14 protein-coding genes are annotated in these 18129 nt (G+C 46.2%); 6 read left to right on the forward strand and 8 right to left on the reverse strand.

Annotated features, from left to right (window positions below):
• Positions 1-32 precede the first annotated feature (32 nt).
• Positions 33-1352: an alkaline phosphatase D family protein gene (locus tag WD077_07710; GenBank protein MEX0967108.1), complete on the reverse strand. Its 1320-nt coding sequence runs from the start codon at positions 1350-1352 to the stop codon at positions 33-35.
• A gap of 162 nt (positions 1353-1514) precedes the next feature.
• On the opposite strand from WD077_07710, the gene alaS reads away from it, so the two are divergent.
• Both alaS and WD077_07720 read left to right on the forward strand, forming a co-directional pair.
• A complete protein-coding gene (gene alaS / locus WD077_07715) occupies positions 1515-4133 on the forward strand; it encodes an alanine--tRNA ligase (protein ID MEX0967109.1) in 2619 nt (872 codons plus the stop codon).
• Positions 4134-4640: 507 nt separating this feature from the next.
• Positions 4641-7886: a T9SS type A sorting domain-containing protein gene (locus WD077_07720; protein ID MEX0967110.1), complete on the forward strand. Its 3246-nt coding sequence runs from the start codon at positions 4641-4643 to the stop codon at positions 7884-7886.
• 122 nt (positions 7887-8008) lie between these two features.
• On the opposite strand, the gene WD077_07725 is transcribed toward WD077_07720, so the two are convergent.
• From WD077_07725 to WD077_07750, 6 genes are all read right to left on the reverse strand, one after another.
• Positions 8009-9328, reverse strand: a complete 1320-nt coding sequence (locus WD077_07725) for an SUMF1/EgtB/PvdO family nonheme iron enzyme (protein MEX0967111.1) — start codon at positions 9326-9328, stop codon at positions 8009-8011.
• Positions 9329-9404: 76 nt separating this feature from the next.
• Positions 9405-10331: a methionyl-tRNA formyltransferase gene (gene fmt / locus WD077_07730; GenBank protein ID MEX0967112.1), complete on the reverse strand. Its 927-nt coding sequence runs from the start codon at positions 10329-10331 to the stop codon at positions 9405-9407.
• Positions 10332-10647: 316 nt separating this feature from the next.
• Positions 10648-11631: a T9SS type A sorting domain-containing protein gene (locus WD077_07735; GenBank protein MEX0967113.1), complete on the reverse strand. Its 984-nt coding sequence runs from the start codon at positions 11629-11631 to the stop codon at positions 10648-10650.
• Positions 11600-13246 (reverse strand): T9SS type A sorting domain-containing protein, encoded by a 1647-nt coding sequence (locus tag WD077_07740; protein ID MEX0967114.1) that lies wholly within the window; start codon positions 13244-13246, stop codon positions 11600-11602. Before WD077_07740 ends, WD077_07735 begins: the two co-directional genes overlap by 32 nt.
• 67 nt (positions 13247-13313) lie before the next feature.
• Entirely contained in the window at positions 13314-13550 is a 237-nt protein-coding gene (locus WD077_07745; protein MEX0967115.1) for a DUF2442 domain-containing protein, read from the reverse strand.
• 9 nt (positions 13551-13559) lie between these two features.
• Positions 13560-13763, reverse strand: a complete 204-nt coding sequence (locus tag WD077_07750; protein MEX0967116.1) for a DUF4160 domain-containing protein — start codon at positions 13761-13763, stop codon at positions 13560-13562.
• On the opposite strand from WD077_07750, the gene WD077_07755 reads away from it, so the two are divergent.
• The 4 genes from WD077_07755 to WD077_07770 all read left to right on the forward strand — a co-directional run bounded on the left by WD077_07755 (position 13763) and on the right by WD077_07770 (position 16800).
• A complete protein-coding gene (locus WD077_07755; GenBank protein MEX0967117.1) occupies positions 13763-13990 on the forward strand; it encodes a hypothetical protein in 228 nt (75 codons plus the stop codon). The genes WD077_07750 and WD077_07755 overlap by 1 nt on opposite strands.
• A 180-nt stretch (positions 13991-14170) precedes the next feature.
• On the forward strand, positions 14171-15880 hold the full coding sequence (recJ, locus tag WD077_07760; protein ID MEX0967118.1) for a single-stranded-DNA-specific exonuclease RecJ: 1710 nt from the start codon (positions 14171-14173) through the stop codon (positions 15878-15880).
• A gap of 175 nt (positions 15881-16055) precedes the next feature.
• Complete coding sequence (locus tag WD077_07765; protein MEX0967119.1) at positions 16056-16280, forward strand: hypothetical protein; 225 nt, start codon at positions 16056-16058, stop codon at positions 16278-16280.
• Positions 16270-16800: a hypothetical protein gene (locus WD077_07770; GenBank protein ID MEX0967120.1), complete on the forward strand. Its 531-nt coding sequence runs from the start codon at positions 16270-16272 to the stop codon at positions 16798-16800. The genes WD077_07765 and WD077_07770 overlap by 11 nt, the downstream gene beginning before the upstream one ends.
• A 752-nt stretch (positions 16801-17552) precedes the next feature.
• On the opposite strand, the gene WD077_07775 is transcribed toward WD077_07770, so the two are convergent.
• Positions 17553-17732: a hypothetical protein gene (locus WD077_07775; GenBank protein MEX0967121.1), complete on the reverse strand. Its 180-nt coding sequence runs from the start codon at positions 17730-17732 to the stop codon at positions 17553-17555.
• Between the last annotated feature and the right edge of the window lie 397 nt (positions 17733-18129).

The raw sequence follows: 18129 nt of genomic DNA on the forward strand, positions 1-18129 counted from the left end.
TAAAACGGGGAATGGATCTTAAAATATGTCACTTACTGTGCAATTGTTCTTTCCCACAGCAGCGTTCCTTCCGAATTAAATATCTGCATTTTCAATTGACGCTCACGGAAAGCTCCCGAGAAAGTTAACATCCCGAAGTTACGTTCCTGTACCAGCGTACCTTCTTCCCTGTGGCGGTTCACTTCCGTAACGTTGGTATTTGGGCCCGATGTAAGAGGCGATACCGTAAAATCATAAATAGTAATGCCTGCCGTGTCCAGCTTGCTGAGTTCCGTGTGGTGGCGATCGCCTGTGAGGAACACCACATTCGGTATTTTTTCTTCCACGATGAGCTCCAGCAGCTTTTGGCGTTCCTCGGGGAAAGTTGAGTATGTTTCATGCACCGCTGCCGTGTTGAGGAACTGTCCGCCCATCACTACCATCTTAAAAGGAGCGCGGCTGGTTTTCAGGGCGTCAATCAGCCATTCAATCTGAGCGTTTCCAAGGATGGTGCGCTGGCCCGTAGTGCGCCTGTTCGGGCTGCGGAAGTAGCGGTTGTCCAACAGGAAATAATCAATATCGCCAAACTGGAACTGGCTTGTAATGCCGCCCTCTGCGCCTGGCAAACCGCTAATGCGGTTGGGCCAGAAAAGCCGGAACGCCTCCAATGTCTGCTCCTTGCCTATAAAGCTGCGGTTGGCATCATTGGGTCCATAGTCGTGGTCGTCCCAGATTGCGTAGTGATGGGTAGAAGCTAGGAGCGGCTGCATTTCAGGCGTGGAACGGGTATGGGTATATCGGTCCAGGATGCCGCTTCGTGAATACCAGTCGGCCTCCCGCAAATAGACATTGTCTCCCAGCCACAGCATCATGTCGGGGTCCTTTTTATGGATGGATGTAAAAACCTGATAGTCGTTTCCATAAGTCCTTCCGGGTCGGTCATAAGCCGAATCATTGATATAGGTGCAGCTTCCCAGCGCCACCGTGTACTGCGGAGGATCCTGGTCTCTTCGCCATTGCCACAGGCTCTGCGTCTGAAAGGACGTTTCATACGGCAGGCTGATTTTTTTCCGGTTAATGAATAGGGCATAGTGATAAGTTTTGCCCGGTTCCAGAAACGGAATTTGGAAAACAGCGGTAAACGCTTCTTCATACGCTGTGCTGAGGCGCCTGGTGCGGAGGCTGGCCATGCTATCCTCTGCCTGCCAGTAGCGAAGAAATACATCGGCCGGTCCGGCAGTTTGCACCCATACGGCCACCTCCCTCATTTCGGAATAGCCCACCATAGGGCCGGATTTCAGGAGATCGGATTGCGCCATTAGCGAAACCGGCAACAGCGCCCAAAACAGAAAAAGGTAAGGTAGTTTGTACATGCCTGTAATTTAAGATGCGAAACTAACGGATGTGGGTTATTTGTGTATTAATTCTTAATTCATAAGTAAAAGATGAAAACTTTCCTCCGCAGTCCGAAACTTCACAAATGCCCGGAGCCTCAATTTTCCTGAACTTTGCCGCGTATAATCCAACAACAAAATATGAAGTCAGCCGAAATCCGCCAGAAGTTTCTCGATTTTTTCGAAGGCAAAAACCATAAGGTAGTTTCCTCAGCGCCCATTGTGCAGAAGAACGACCCTACGCTGATGTTTACCAATGCGGGAATGAACCAGTTCAAGGACATCTTCCTGGGAAACCGGGATTCCGAAGCGAGGCGGGTGGCGGATACCCAGAAATGCCTGCGTGTTTCCGGCAAGCACAATGACCTTGAGGAAGTGGGTTTCGACACCTATCATCACACCATGTTCGAGATGCTGGGCAACTGGAGCTTTGGCGACTACTTTAAGAAAGAAGCGATCAATTGGGCTTTCGAACTGCTGACGAAAGAGTATAAACTGCCGGAAAAGGATCTGTACGCCACCGTTTTTGAAGGCGATGAATCAGAAGGTCTTGCTCCCGATTCTGAAGCGCTGGATCACTGGAAAAAGCTGCTGCCTGAACAGCAGATCCTAATGGGTAACAAGCGCGACAACTTTTGGGAAATGGGCGATGCAGGCCCCTGCGGTCCCAGTTCTGAAATTCATATTGACGTGCGAACGGAGGAGGAGAAGCGTAAAGTCCCAGGCCGCGAATTGGTAAACCAGGGCCATCCGCAGGTCATCGAGATATGGAATCTGGTCTTTATCCAGTTCAACAGACGCACAGACGGGAAGCTGGAAAATCTGCCGGAAAAGCATGTAGATACCGGAATGGGCTTTGAGCGGCTCTGCATGGTGATGCAAGGCAAAACCTCCAGCTATGACAGTGATGTATTTACTCCGCTGATCCGCCATCTGGAACAGCGCTTTGGGAAAAAGTATGGCGCAGACAAAATGGTGGATGTAGCTATGCGCGTGGTGGCCGATCATATCCGTGCGATTTCATTCACCATTGCTGACGGGCAGTTGCCGTCAAATACCGGTGCAGGCTATGTCATCCGCAGGATATTGCGCAGGGCTGTGCGCTATGGCTACCGCTATCTCGGTGCGGAAGAGCCATTTCTCTTTGAACTATGCGAGGTGTTGGCATCGCAGTTTTCCGATGTCTTCCCGGAGTTGGCAAAACAGAAGGATTTTATTGAGAAGGTGATAAAGGAGGAGGAGCAGAGTTTTTTAAAGACACTGGCGGTTGGTACTAAACTATTCAATCAATATGTAGAGAAGCGCCATGAAAAAATGATCGAAGGTGTTTTTGCATTCGAGCTTTATGACACATTCGGTTTTCCCATTGACCTTACCCGGTTAATGGCAATAGAAGCCGGAAAAGATGTAGATGAAAAAGGTTTCGAAGCGAAACTGGAAGAACAAAAATCCCGCTCCCGGACAGCTTCAGCTAAAGAAGAAACCGATTGGGTGGTGCTGAATGATCAGCGATCCAATGAGTTTGTGGGATATGATGTATTGGCGGCCCCGGTGAGCATATTGCGCTACCGCAAGCTAAGGCAGAAAAACAAGGAATTTTACCAACTCGTTTTAGACCAAACGCCATTCTATCCTGAAGGCGGTGGTCAGGTAGGCGATACGGGCGTTATCAGCAGCAACGGGTACAGCTTGCCGATTCGCAACACTTATCGCGAGAACGAACTGATCGTGCATGAAGTGGATCAACTGCCCGAAAATCCGGAGCAGAAATTCACGGCCATCGTGGATGAACCCAAACGGCTGGATACTGCCGGCCACCACAGCGCCACACACTTGCTCCACCAGGCGCTTCGCAGCATCCTGGGTACGCATGTGCAGCAAAGGGGTTCACTGGTTACGCATAACTATCTCCGCTTCGATTTTTCACACTTTAATAAAGTAACAAATGAGGAACTGCGGCAGGTAGAGCAGTTCGTTAATGAAAAGGTAAGGGCTAACCTTCCGTTGCAGGAAGAACGGGCGGTTCCCGTTGAAGAAGCGAAACAGCGCGGGGCAATGGCGCTCTTTGGCGAAAAATATGGCGAAACCGTGCGCGTCATCACGTTTGGTGATTCGGTGGAATTGTGCGGAGGAATTCATGTTGGCTATACCGGCCGTATTGGCCTGTTTCGCATTCGCAGTGAGAGTGCTGTGGCAGCCGGAGTGCGCAGAATTGAAGCGGTGGCAAGTCGCTATGCCGAGGCATGGATGTATAATAAAGAGGATGAACTGGCCAGCGCATATATTGCCATGAAGAACCCGCAAAAGCTGATTCCTGCATTGGAGAATCTTCAGAATGAAAACAAAACGCTACAGGAACAACTGGCAGTTTTGCAAAAAGAAAAAGCAGGTACGCTGCGCGAAATGCTGGAAAAGCAAGTGAAACCGCTGCACGGCAACTACCGGATTATCTGCGAGAAGCTGGAAGGAGCGGACGTAGATGCCGTCAAGGATCTGGTTTTTGAATTAAAAAACAAACTGAAAGACACCGTAATCCTCCTGGGAGCGGGGACTGAAGGCAAGGCCAATCTCTGGCTGGCAATTCCTGATGAACTTGTAAAAGAAAAGAGCCTCGATGCCGGAAATATCATCCGCGAAATCGCTAGGGAAATAAAAGGCGGTGGGGGAGGGCAACCGGTTTTTGCTACAGCCGGAGGCAAAGATCCCGAAGGTGTGGATCGGGCTCTTGCCCAGGGACGGGAGATGGTGGGTGGCGACTGATGTCATTATGCCGTCTCTGGCAGAGTATGCCTGCATTTGCTTCTCGTTATGGATTGGTGAATTTGCATCTAATCCTTCTCTTTCCATGAGGGCGCCACTGGGATAAACAAAGCAAAAATTCAATTAAGTAAATTGCCACTTTAGTTACAAACGGTATGATACTACGCCAGAACCTACAAGGTTTCCAAAAACCTTGTAGGTTTGATAGCCGCGCCTGATTAACCAAAACACATCTAAGTTCGTGCTTAAATAATACATTGTTTTTTATATTTTATTAATAAGACATAAAGCTTAAAATATTTAAATTAAAACCTGATAAAATTAAATAAAATAATGGCCATTGAACCGGGCCGATATATACAGGGTGTAGTTTCTGGCTGTCACTGAGCCGCAAAATTCTAATGCCGGATAAGTTTCTTCACCTTACTTTCGAAGTATGAAACTAATGTGCTACAGCCCGCTGTTTGAGATGGGTGTTGACACCTTGATCCTTTAACGAAATAGTCCATGAATCCTATCTACAAACTGTTCCTGTTATTCTTGTTTATAGCGGCCTCGATGCAAGCCAGTGCTGCAACGATACTAAGCTCAGAACTTAGATGGAAATCGCTGGGGAATGATTCTTTTGAAATCACGGCCATCATTTTTACGGATTGTAATGGTACTGCGCTCGGTGATACCATAGAAGTGAAGCTGCAGGGTACGGATGTCGCGCATGCTTTTACTGACACTGTTTCCCTTTACAAAATATTTTCAGCGGATGTAACCGGGCAATGTACCAGCGTTCAAAACCGCTGTCAATTAGATACTTCAACTTTTGCTTATGGCATTGAAAAGCATATTTATAAAGATACCATTGATCTTTCTTCCCGGAGCGGTTGCAGCTTCAGGGTAAGTTTTAGTGAATGTTGCAGAAGTGGTGACTCGTATACTAGCGGTCCTCTTTATACTTTTTGTGATATAAATTCCTGCGATACATTTATTAATAGTTCCCCGGTATTAGAAAATGATCCGGAGTTTTTAATAGTATCCGGCCAATGTTATATTTATAATTTCCAGGGTACTGATGCCGATGGTGATTCACTGGTATATTCTCTTGTGCCGTCCTTACAGGATTCTGTTTCCCCCCTTGTCTATAACAGTCTCTACAGTTATGATTGGCCCTTAAATACAGGGATACCGTTTCCTGGCCCGCCCTCTCTACAACTTTGCCGGGGCTTATATCTATGGCCCGAATCAGGAGATCTCATGTTCAGACCTATGCAACAGCAATCCACCTGGTTTGCCACGGAAGTAACTGAATACCGGAATGGGATAAAAATTGGGAGTACCAGGCGCGAGTGGCAACAAATTGTAATAAATTCTCCTGGTGGTAACGAGACTCCGAGATTTTCCGGAACATCATCTGCCCGAGTATGCGAAGGAGATACACTGAACTTTGATTTTCTTATAACCGACAGAGATTCAGCCGATACCGTACGCGTGTTGCATTCGGGTCTGATGCCGGGAGCATCTATCACCTACACCGGTTCAGGCGATTCTGTCTATGGACATTTGGAGTGGATTCCCAAAAACACCGCACCCGGAAGATACAATATCAGAATCATTGCAAAAGATAATGCATGCCCCGTCAATAATTTGTTCTTTGGCGACTTGCATATTAATCTGGATTCCATGCCGGCCGTAACCTATTCGGCCCGGGCACTCGGATGTGGCCAGGTAGAGCTCGATGCCCCCGTTTTGCCCAATATGGATTACACTTGGGGAGTTGATACCTTTACTTTAGAGGGGGAAAATCATACACATAAATTTGATTCGGGAGGATGGGAGCCATTTTATCTGGAAGCGGAGCATCATTCATGTTCCGCCATTTTCTCCGATAGCGTATTTATTCCTCACTATCAGAAAGTTACGGTCTCAGTGGGGCCTGATACGGCTGTATGCTGGAATGGCTGGGCATTCCTCGTGCCTACTGTACTCACAGGAAATGGGGGGTATGAGTATCTGTGGCTGCCCGATTCTCTGACTTCGGAAATATATCAGGGAAAAATAACAACCTTAAAAAGCATTACTCTGGAAGTAACCGATTCGGTGGGTTGCAAAGGCAGTGATCAACTTATGGTTTATACGCTGGCACCTCCTGCACTAACGCTCAGCCCGCTGGAGACTTGCAGTGTCTCCGATACAATTGATCTTGCGCCTTTTGCCTCACCCGCAGGGGGCAATTGGGTCGGCCCCGGAGTTAGCAACAACATGCTTGAACTTGCTCATGCCACTTTCGGAGACTGGTTTTATTATTCCTACTCAGACACGAATGGTTGTAGCAGTACAGATTCCGTTCGGCTGGCCAAAGCCCCTGACCCTGTGGTTTCGGCAGGCCAGGATTTTTATGTTTGCGAAAATTCGGGAATGGTGATGCTTGGCGGAAGCCCGGTCCAGGGCGTCTGGTCGGGTCCGGGTGTGATCCGTTCAGGAGTACAATGGAATTTCAGCCCGGCTCAGGCCGGAGTGGGCATTTCCGAATTGGTCTACACAGTAACCGATTCTCTCTCCTGTATGGCTTCTGATACAATCCGGGTTACCGTGCATCAGCCAACATCCATTACTGTGCAAGCTGATTTTTCACGATGCTTAAATGAAGATACGGTGAAGCTGACAGGACAACCATCCGGTGGGGCCTGGACCGGAAAGGCTGTTAATTCAGGTATATTTTATCCGCAATTTGCAGGGGCTGGTATACATCCACTCCGGTATGTTTTTTCAGATTCCAATGGTTGCGTAAGCCGCGACACGCTTTGGGCAACAGTACACGCAGTACCGCAGGTAAATGCAGGCAATGGTTTATCCGCCTGCAAAGACGGCTGGCCTGTGCCGTTAAGCCCTCAACCTGCGGGCGGAACGTGGTCGGGCTCCTCTGTAGTGTCAGGAAATTTTTATCCTTCACTTTCAGGTCTGGGAAGCTTTTACCTTACCTATAGCTTCACAAATGCAGCGGGCTGTTCAAGCTCAGATAGCCTGCTGGCTACCGTCCATGACCTGCCGGAGGTGAATGCTTTGGCCGATACCGCTATATGCATTAACGAACCACCCCTTGCTCTTGCTGGTCAGCCGGCAGGTGGCACATGGACTGGGCCGGGCATCGTGGGCAATTGGTTTATGCCCTCAAATGCAGGTACCGGAAAACATCAGATTATCTATTCCTATACAGGTTTATGCGCAAACAGCGATACTTCGGAAATTGAGGTTTTGCCCCGTCCGCAAATTATGGCGACTGTTACTCCGGTTTCAACTTATAGCATGCAATTCAATCTCACTTCATCGGATTCGCTTGCTGGCATTCACTGGGATTTTGGCGATGGCCATGATACTGTCCAGCGAAACCCGCTGCACACCTATCCTACGGGTCAAGGCAATTATCTTGTAGTTGCGCGAGGCACCGGAGCCAATGGCTGCTGGAATACGGATACTTTACAAGTGATCATTGATCCGCTTTCCACCAATGAAATGCCGTGGATGCGCAATGTGCAAGTATTCCCGAATCCAGTAAGCGGTACCTTGACCGCTATACCCCAAAACGGAACATTGTTGCACACTGTCGAACTTCAAAATGCAATTGGAAAAAAAGTCCTGCAACTTGAATTAATTAATGATCACTTTACAGGCAATGTATCAGAATTGGCACCCGGAATTTATTTTTTGGAAATATTCAATTCAAATAAAGAAAGAGCTGTGGTGAAGGTTGTGGTGCAGTAACAAAGCGGTTAACTGAATTATTTCAGGAGGCGCGCATTACAAAAGTCAGCTCACCGGAGTTAAAAAAGTTGAGATATAGTCACGATCAAATATTTTATATTATTTCACTATGTCTTTACCCGTTACTCCACCCCCATCACGACCCGAAACCCGATCCTGCTGCTGGGGCGATCTTCCGAAAAAGCTTCGCGACTGGCGCAGAGCATGTAGGCCGGACCATCTGCCCAGGAGCCGCCCTTGACGATGCGGGGCTGTGGGTTCTTATATAGAACGTGTGAATTATGCTGCACGACTTCAGGTAGTTGGGTCTCGGTGGAAGGAATATCGGAAGTCCATTCGGCTACGTTGCCGGCCATATTATAGAGCCCATAATCATTGGGCCGGTAAGTTTTAAAGGTGCTGCGCTGTGGCTTAGCAGCAACGGGATAAAGGCCCCCATCCTCGATGTACCACTTCAGCGTGAGGCCATTCTGTGCCACGATGTTACCGAAATTTGCCCTGTACCTGCCACTATTGTCGCGGGTGTCAACACCATCCCAGGGAAAAATGCGTTTGAAGGACTTCTGTTCCGGGACTTGACCTATTTGTGCCAAAGCTGCATATTCCCACTCTGCCTCAGTGGGCAACCTGAATTCTCTGAGTGCTCCGGCATCCCGTCCTTTAGCCGCGGCATGCCGGAATTGAACACTTCTCCAGCGGCAATAGGCGTTTGCCTGCTGCCATGTCACTCCAATCACAGGATAATCATTATACGCTTCATGCCCGAAGTAGCTGTGCGCCATTGGTTCATTGACGGCCTTTTTCCAATCCTTGATCCACACCAGGGTATCAGGATAAGCTACGATGCTCACGGCTTCTCCGCTCTCGGTATAACTGTAGCGCATTTCGCTATAGCTCAGCATTCTGCCTTTGGACTCCGGAACGTCATCCCTCAACATAGAAGCAAGTACTTCATCATGTACGGGATTTCCCTTCCACAGTTCTTTTCTGCGCTGCCAGTCCAGAGTCTTTTTATCCGCATCGGCATAATAGGAAGGATCCTTTTGTGCCAGCAGCGTAAGGGCAATTGAGTCACGAACCCAATGCACGAACTGCCGATATTCTCCATTTGTCACTTCATGCTGGCTCATGTAAAAGGCGGCAACGCTTTGCTCTGCAGGCGTGATTCCTAAAATCAGGGTCGTATCATTCTTATCTGCTGTTAGCTCTCCTTTTTGATAACCCTTTACAAAGCTGCCGGCCGGGATATATCGCATACCCTCAAAATAGGCACGGGCTTCTTTGGTTAAAGACCTGTTCTGCTTCTTCATGGTGGAAGCAATTTCCCGCAGTTCCTTCTTTTCCTCCTTTGTGGGTTTATTGACCTGGTATGCCTGCGTGCAGCTCATCATCAAAAGGGGCAATGAGACAAGGGTTGACAGAATTCTAACGGACAATTTCATAGCATTGGAATTTTGAATTAAGCGGGAAAGTTAAGGATTTCAATGACGCAGAGACGAAGAATTCTGCGTCTCTACGTCATTGAAATCTCGTGAACCGGTCAGTATATCCTCTTAAAAAACCTCCAATGTCCATTCTTTTCTTTCCCGCTAACTGCACTTCAATTATATTAATAAAACCACCTTTTACTGCCGCTTTTAAATATTGCTTGTCATCCGTAGCGATTGTCCCAGGTTTAAGATCATGGTCTGCCAATTCCTTTCTGGCAATAAAAATCTTAAACATCTTACCTTCCAGATGCGTCCAGGCGGTGGGGTACGGGCTAAGCCCACGGATAAAATTATGGACCTCCTCCAGCGGCCTGCCCCAATCTATACGGCAATCTTCTTTGAAAATTTTGGGTGCTTTCTTCTCATTTCCCGTGTAATGCTGGGGCGTGGGTTTCAATGTATCACCTTCAATTGCCTGCACCGTTTTCAGCACCAGGTCAGCGCCTTTCGTCATGAGGCGGTCGTGAAGTTCGCCAGCCGTTTCTTCGGGGCCTATTTCCAGTCGCTCGCGGAAGAGGATATCGCCCGTGTCAATTTCATGTTTCAGAAAAAAGGTGGTAAGGCCGGTTTCTTTTTCCCCGTTAATAATTGCCCAATTAATTGGCGCTGCCCCACGATAATCGGGCAGCAGGGAAGCGTGCAGGTTAAACGTTCCCAGCCGGGGCATGGCCCACATGGCTTCCGGCATCATCCTAAATGCGATCACAATTTGAAGGTCGGCATTTAAAGCGCGCAGTTCTTTCAGAAATTCCGGGCTTTTGAGGTTGGTGGGCTGTAGGATATTCAACTCGTGGGCGCTGGCAAATTTCTTTACCGCTGATTCCTGCAAAGCCAGGCCGCGACCAGCGGGGCGGTCGGGCGCAGTAACAACGCCCACAACCGGGTAGCGGTGCCGCAGCAACACTTCAAGGGCAGGAACGGCAAAATCAGGAGTACCAACGAATACAATGCGCATGGGTTTCGGTTTGCGGCAAAACTATAACCTTTGTATCTTCTTAGAAATTAAACATTTTCCCGTTTACGTTCCATCCATCCACCCCACCACCCGCTTTCTGTCATTTCGAGTATTTATTTTAAGGCATTAAAAATGAAAGATTTAATGACAGGTCTGGCAGGATGCATGTGCCTACACACTCAGTAGCGTAGGGTTTAAACCCTACGCTACTGAGCCAAGAAAGAGCCTGATTCTGAGTGCCTTTACAACATCCGTCATGGGTACCAGCGGGAGAAATCCTGGCGTGCGTGGACAGCCTCCGGTTAGACTACTTCTATTATTGTTTAATGAACCTGCCGAAATAATCAGTGCCGTCCCGTGTAATTTTTAACACAAATATTCCGGGCTTTAATTCCGCAACGTTAATCTCATTTTCATAATTACCGGCCCTTACCCTTTTTCCTAAAACATTAAATATTTCGTACTGGGCTTGTGAAAGGTTTTTGACATGGATTTTTTCTGAAACAGGATTGGGGAAAACAGTAATTTTTTTTACTACGGTTTCCTCAATATCGTCACGAACTATCCGCTCCGCCAGAGCCGCAACGGAATCTTCATCACAAAAAGCAGTAAAACCGTGGTAGAAATAAGTTACGGAATCACCATAGAGCAATTCACTTTTGTGACAGGCGGAAATAAGATTAAGCTCTTCAGCAGGACCTATACCACTAATACGGAATGGTAGCAGGCCGGTATCAAAGCCTATGCTGCTCATCGAAATTCTTTGATTGCTGAAAGACATGGAAGAATTACATGGCCCGGAATTAATCCTACCCTGGGGAAAAAAATATCTTTTAGACGATAGTGGCATTCCAGTGGGATCAAACGTAATGCTATCTATAAGATAATTGCACTTCCACCAACCGGGAATGGCAATTTCTATTGTATCATCTTTCTCAAGCTTGAAATCGAATATTTTCAGGTTTTTAAAAGCTTGTATTGAATCAAAGTCTACGTATATATCCCCGTTAAAATATATTACCGAATCACTCACTCTTAATTGATAAGTAAGAGAATCTTCTATATGTGAGGTAGTTGTAAATGGCCTCCTGACAACGCTATAATATTCATTTAGGGCCGAGATGGAATCGAGCTTGATTTCTTCTTTATAAAATGAAGGAAAATAGCTGCTACCCGGTGAAATACTTGGTTGATACCTGAATACATACCAAACGGTGCTATCCTTATAGAAGGTTTGAGCATTGGCAGAAAAAGAGAGCAGCAAAAAACTAATGGCTAATAATAATCTTATGCGTTTCATAATGATTGGATTTTGAGTTTTTAAGGTGTATAAAATAAATTCCCGGGGGAAGATGGGCGGTAGGAATGGAATGGCGGAAGCTACCTGCTGGCGATGCTGCTGACGATCGGCCCATTGCATCCGTGAGCCGTATTTCCCAATTAAATGGCTGGTTTTCCGGGAAGACGATATTGATCTGCTGGCTGGCCGGATTGGGGAACACACGGCAAAGCTGCTGTGGTCGGGGTGTTTCAGAAATGCCGTCTGCAAGCTGGCAGCCGGGCTGCAGGCAGCCTAAGCTGTCCAGTTTCAGGATGGCCGCCTTTTGCCAGAACTCGCCATTGGTAAGCTGGCCTCCATAGTTCAGGTATTCACCTGTTAAAATAAAACCCTTGTCAGGTGTTTGGGTAAAACTGTAGACTTGCATGCCTTTGTCCCCGGTGTCTCCGGGATACATTTCATACTCACGATACCAGATAGGATTGCCGGAAAGGCCCGTTTTAAAGATAACCGGCAAATACTTCCAATAGACAGGGGCAGGCCAATCCACCCTTAATCTCCGACCCACCCAAACAATACTATTATTAGAAACCAACTGGGCGTCATAAATGAAAACGCTTTGGTGCCTGTCGGGGGCCGTGTCGGGTTTACGTGAGGCTAAATATTTTCTGATATTTTTCCTCCAAAGCACCTTCCCTGTAATATAATCTATTTCTGCAAACCATACCGTTGCACTGTCATTAACATCCACATAAGGGTTATCTTTTGTGGGATGTTTATGGGGTGGGTGATAAAAATTATTCCAGGCACATATCAGGTTGCCATCCGACTTTTGCACCATTTGGAAAAGGGTGGTATTCACACTGTCGTTGTTATTGGGCCGGCACTTCCAGATGGTATTGCCAGCAGTATCCATTTTGGTAACGTCCGCCTGCCAGGATTGGGGGCCTCCTGCAAAATCCCACTGATCGTATTCCAACAAAAAAATATTTTGTTTATCCTGATTGTCACTTTTCACCCGGTCAAACTCTACCTCATGGCATCCTGCACATATTTTATTGGTTATTTGTTGTTTTAATAGTATTGGATCTTCATTTTCCTCTAATCGTAATAATTTATAGCTATATGTAGAGCCTAAACTCCCAAATTTTTGCTCCCAATTTACGATTGCATAAAATTTATCATTAATTTTCGTATACTGCAATATCTTAGTGTCGAATGTATCATGGTTTAACATGTAAGGGAGCTTCCTGAATGGATTAGCCGCAAAGATTGAAGATTGCCACTTTAACCCGTTATTAATTGAATCCAGATAAGCGAAGCCTAAACTTAAAACATGGGTTTGGGAATCGTAATAACTTAACCAGGGTGTACGGTATTCATTACTAGTTAGTGTGTCTCCTGAAATTACGGCATAATCTAATGTGTCGGTATATAATAGTTCCCCACTATTTAAATCAGAGTAGTTTATATTTGTTATCAGCTTAAATCCAACATCTCCTGGACATAATGTAATTAATGTGTCTCCTGATACTTCATTATTATTGGCTCGCCACCCAGGCAACAACTTAAACCAAGTGTTTTGAGCATTTGCATTGAGGCTAAAGAACAATAAGAAAACCCATATATATTTCACAGCCAGGTAATTTTATTAAAGAAGAAAAGACAAAAGATCAGAATATTCAGTCCCTCTGTGGCTTTACCTACTCCAGTAGATTACCGACAGAGATATCGTCATCCAAGGCCTGCCAGTGAATTCCTTCCCCTCCTCCAATAAAACGCCAATTATTCAGCTCCTCGGCAGAAGCATTGCGAAGCTTTGGAAACCATTCCAGCGGCACGGATAGTTCGCGCCCGTCCTCAAGCTCAATAATCATTTTATGCGCTGTGAAGCTAAGTCCTGCGTCATTGGCCGATTTCTTAATGATTAAAATATTCATTCCATGGTTTTAAAATGTTTCAAAATCCTCCTCTCTAAAAACCCGAATTTTGCGAAGCTCTGATGCATTGAAACGCCTTGAGCTTTCAATTTCAATGGGCGCCAGGTAAAATTTTGCTGTCTCGCCATCCTTTTCAACATAAATAGATGCCGGAGGATGATCGTTTGCGTAAATGAAAAACCTGAAACCATTTTTAGTCTTAATCGTGGGCATTGTCCCGCAGGGTAAGTTGCACTGGCCTTTCAAATTTAAGCAACTTCCTGATCTATGGAGGGAGCCGCTCATACAAATTTTTAGGAAATGCTTACTTGTATTTTCAAAATCACATCTGGTGCGAGCATCCGCTCGTACCCTACGCGGCTACCTACCTCGCCACAACCTTTTTGTCATTTCTACCAACGGGAGAAATCCTGGCGTACCTGACCGACCTTCAGCCATGATTCCGAACCAACTATGTTTTCTCGCTATCGTTACCCATGACAATGGGAGGCCTATGGTTTTGTACCAACGAATGTAATGCGCATGGCTTCGGTTTGCGGCAAAACTATAACCTTTGTATCTTTATTGCCCCTTATTCAAAAGTGCCAAATCAAATAGTTTATTAACCTAAAACACCCACCGTGCTCCTTAAAAAGAAATGGATACCTAAAACGGAACCCGATAAACTGCTGGTGGAGAAACTCAGCAGGGAGTTGGGTATAAAGCCGTTGTTATCAACCCTCATCGCGCACCGCAACCTGCTAAGTTTTGAGGAGGCTCGGCAATATTTTACGCCAGATTACAGTGCACTCCACAATCCTTTTCTGATGAAGGGCATGGAGCGGGCCGTGGAGCGGATCGCAGACGCCATTCAAGGCAATCATCCAATAATGGTATATGGCGATTATGATGTGGACGGCACAACCTCGGTGGCCCTGGTCTACACTTTTCTTTCGCAATTTTCTGAGAAAATTACCTATTACATACCGGACCGGCAAAAGGAAGGTTACGGCATTTCCACGCAAGGGATTGATTATGCAAACGACAATGGCATCGGGTTGATCATTGCCTTGGATTGTGGAATAAAGTCAGTAGAAAAAGTTGATTACGCAAAAAGCCTGGGCATTGACTTTATAATATGCGACCATCATACCCCGGGCGAGGAACTGCCAGGTGCCGTGGCGATACTCAATCCCAAGCAGGAGGATTGCCCTTATCCCTACAAAGAGCTTAGCGGGTGCGGCATTGGTTTCAAGCTGGTGCAGGCGCTCTCAGAAAAGCAGTTGCCTGACGACCAGATACACCGCTACCTGGACCTGGTGGTGACGAGCATCGCCTCTGATATTGTTCCCCTCACAGGCGAAAACCGCCTTCTGGCCCATTTCGGCCTTGAGATACTGAACCATAGCCCACGCCCCGGTTTGGAGGCACTGCTCGAGATAAGCGGCACATTGCCTCCGCTTAGCATTGGCGATATCGTCTTCAGGATTGGGCCGCGCATAAATGCCGTGGGAAGAATGGCCCACGCCAATGAAGCCGTGCGGTTGCTCTGTTCGCAAGATATTGATGAGGCGTTGGCCATTGCGAGAATAGTGGACGACAAGAATACCCTCCGCCAGAGCTACGATGCATCCATCACGGAGGAGGCCATTGAGGTGATAGAATGCAGCACAGATTTGATGCAGCGAAAGTCCACCGTGCTGTTTAACCCTGCCTGGCACAAAGGAGTAATTGGTATCGTTGCTTCACGGCTCATTGAGCACTTCTACCGGCCTACGGTGCTGCTCACCGAATCGAATGGAATGGCAGTAGGCTCCGCACGGAGTGTTCGCGGTTTCGACCTTTACACAGCAATTTCGGGTTGCAGCGACTTGCTGGAGCAGTTTGGCGGACACCGCGCAGCCGCAGGCATGACGCTAAAGAAGGAACGGATTGAGGAGTTCCGCGATCGTTTTGAAGAGGTGGTCACGAAGCAGATCACCGGGGAACAACTGGTTCCTGTAATAGAATTTGATGCGGAAGTAAAAACAAAGGATTTAACGCATCGGTTGCTTAAAACGCTGCACAGGTTCGGCCCGTTTGGCCCCGAAAACATGCGCCCCGTATTTGTGGCCCGCCAGGTAAAAAACCGCTACCCGCCAAAGCTGGTGGGCGACAAACACCTGAAGCTTTGTATTGATACGGGCGGGGGCCGCCACCTCAGCGCCATCGGTTTTAAGATGGGAATTCTGCTCGATGAAATCACCACCGCGCCCCACTACGACATTTGTTTTACGCTGGAAAGAAATGAGTGGAACGGAAAGGTGTCGCTGCAATTGAACCTGAAGGATGTGCAGGTGGGGGTGGAATGAAGCGTGTAATTTTTTGGCACATCTGGTTATTACCTTTAAATGTGGAAACGCGAAGTCATGAATATTCTTGGGCATTGGCATATTCCTTCTGGAGAACAACGAAGTATCAGCGCCTCTTCAAGTTCTTTTTTTCTGATCTTTGATTCGCAGAAATATTTTTAATATCATTTATTACATGGACTTATTAGTATCACCTTTGGAACTGAACAAACATTTGCCGGGTATGCCTGCAGAGCAAGAGGTTTTAGAAGAAAGGTTTGATGAAGTTGAAATGCAGACCATGCAGCAGCAGGAGATTGAGGAGTTGACACTTTACACCATTGCCCAGCAAAAGAAGATTGAAGCATTGGAAAAGCAACTTTTGCTTCTTCTGGGGAAAATTGAAAGCCATGATGAATAGGTATTTTCTCTTTTGGTTATGTGTTGCCTGGGTCGGTTTTTCAGGCTGCAATAAATGCGATGACCCAAGGTTTCCTGAATGTGATAATTACGATCCTTGTTACGATGATGATGGTGTGGATACAGTAACTAAGAATATGGTAAGAGTGGATTACTCAGGAGGTGATTTTATACCGGGAGTCGATGAATTTTTTCATTTCGATGCTGCCGATCCGGATGATCCCACAAAAACCTGGACATTTACGATCTTTCGCGAGTTCAACGACAGCTTATCATCTACTCCCTATTTCTATCTTGACAACATTCCCAAGGGCTATAAGAAGGTTTATGGGATTAGTGTAACCGATGCATCCTTTGGATATAAATTCGGTTATTTTGTATATAATTCTAGCCAATGTTTCCTACGATTGGAATGGATAGGGGGCAATCAATATAACTGCCGGTTGGAATATTATAATATCCGGACCCAAAGTAAAGAGGATGCTACCAAGTTAAATTTCAAAGCCACTAAAAGAAATTAACCTAAGGAAGTTGGTTATTTACCAATAGATTTTTTTTAAGCACGTGGATGAAAAATCAGTTTATAGCTCCACTACTCATTACACTTTTTTGCTCTGTAACACCTTTGTTTTGGCAGAGATCGGATACCACGGATTTAAATCGTTTCAGCATAGGAGTAAGGGGTTGAATTCAACAAACCCGAATGCAAGATCTAAATCACTTGATCGAAGCCTGGTATTCTGATGGCAAGCACTATAATCCTATCTTACTACAGGACATGTGGTATATATCATGATAGTCTGTTCTATGTTGAGAATTTACCTGTTGAATTGGGCGATACCTTTGACTTTACGGCCCGGGCGGCATCAATAGATGAATTTTATTCTTGTTAGATAACTTATTGCTGGATTAATAGTCAAATAGGATTTGTAGGGTGGTGAATCAAATCGGGGATAATATTCAAGGATATACGGTTGAATGACACTCAAAATCAAAATAGTTGAAGAAAACAATAAGAGAACAATATTGTGAAAACGGCCTGCGCCATAAAAAAGAACCCTTTTGATCCTGTAAATTATCCAAGTTAGAGCAAACACAGCCAATAGCGCTAAAATGAAGATGGATGATAATGTTGCCAGGGATAGTTGGTTGATCATAATTTTTAAGGTCAATGTGATTAAGAAGTGTGTGTAGAGTATGGGTGTGTAATTAGAACTAATTCCGATTAAAATTTCCTATCCAATATTTTCGCTCTGCCAAGTAACGAAATACGTTAGTAGGGCTTTTCCCGGTTTTCTCTCAATTTCTTTTCATAGCCCTGAATGGCTTCATCATATTGTTGGATAGAACGGTCTTCAATTTTCTTTTCTGAATTGGCCATTAAGGTACCGGCAAAAAAAGTATACCCAGTAGAGCTGGTACCTGATTTCTGGTCGTTAAACTTATCCCGCAAGTCCTCGAAGGCTTCTTAACCCAACTGAAGCAAGATGTGTATGAATAGTGTTTTTATTTCTCGCCAAGGCGTAAAGGCGCTAAGTTTTTTATTGCTCGCAAAAGCGCAAAGCCGCAGAGCATATTTTCTTTGCGCCTTAGCGTCTTTGCGTGAGATCTTTTGCGTGCAATCATGTCATCAGCAGATAGGGTTTGAAGTTGTTCGCTATTGTCATCGAAACGCTGTTCTGTTATCGGCATTATTGGTTCAAGAAGGCTGTGCAGCTTCTATGACTGCGGGAGGCAAAGGAAAGACTTGGGGTAGATTGCCCCGGCTGGTTCCAACCTAATCTCCCCTGTGGTAAATAAGCCCAACAGAGCGAAGCAAAACCCATGTTGGTGAGCCTTACCAAAACGCT

Source organism: Bacteroidia bacterium (assembly GCA_040880525.1).
GTDB lineage: Bacteria > Bacteroidota > Bacteroidia > CAILMK01 > JBBDIG01 > JBBDIG01.

Bases quoted from the DNA above. Each gene is read 5' to 3' on its own strand.
- WD077_07750 (MEX0967116.1), bottom strand. From the start codon at position 13,763: ATGCCCACGATTAAGACTAAAAATGGTTTCAGGTTTTTCATTTACGCA.
- WD077_07735 (MEX0967113.1), bottom strand. From the start codon at position 11,631: ATGAAACGCATAAGATTATTATTAGCCATTAGTTTTTTGCTGCTCTCT.
- WD077_07725 (MEX0967111.1), bottom strand. From the start codon at position 9,328: ATGAAATTGTCCGTTAGAATTCTGTCAACCCTTGTCTCATTGCCCCTT.
- WD077_07720 (MEX0967110.1), top strand. From the start codon at position 4,641: ATGAATCCTATCTACAAACTGTTCCTGTTATTCTTGTTTATAGCGGCC.
- WD077_07745 (MEX0967115.1), bottom strand. From the start codon at position 13,550: ATGAATATTTTAATCATTAAGAAATCGGCCAATGACGCAGGACTTAGC.
- WD077_07770 (MEX0967120.1), top strand. From the start codon at position 16,270: ATGATGAATAGGTATTTTCTCTTTTGGTTATGTGTTGCCTGGGTCGGT.
- alaS (MEX0967109.1), top strand. From the start codon at position 1,515: ATGAAGTCAGCCGAAATCCGCCAGAAGTTTCTCGATTTTTTCGAAGGC.
- WD077_07710 (MEX0967108.1), bottom strand. From the start codon at position 1,352: ATGTACAAACTACCTTACCTTTTTCTGTTTTGGGCGCTGTTGCCGGTT.
- fmt (MEX0967112.1), bottom strand. From the start codon at position 10,331: ATGCGCATTGTATTCGTTGGTACTCCTGATTTTGCCGTTCCTGCCCTT.
- WD077_07765 (MEX0967119.1), top strand. From the start codon at position 16,056: ATGGACTTATTAGTATCACCTTTGGAACTGAACAAACATTTGCCGGGT.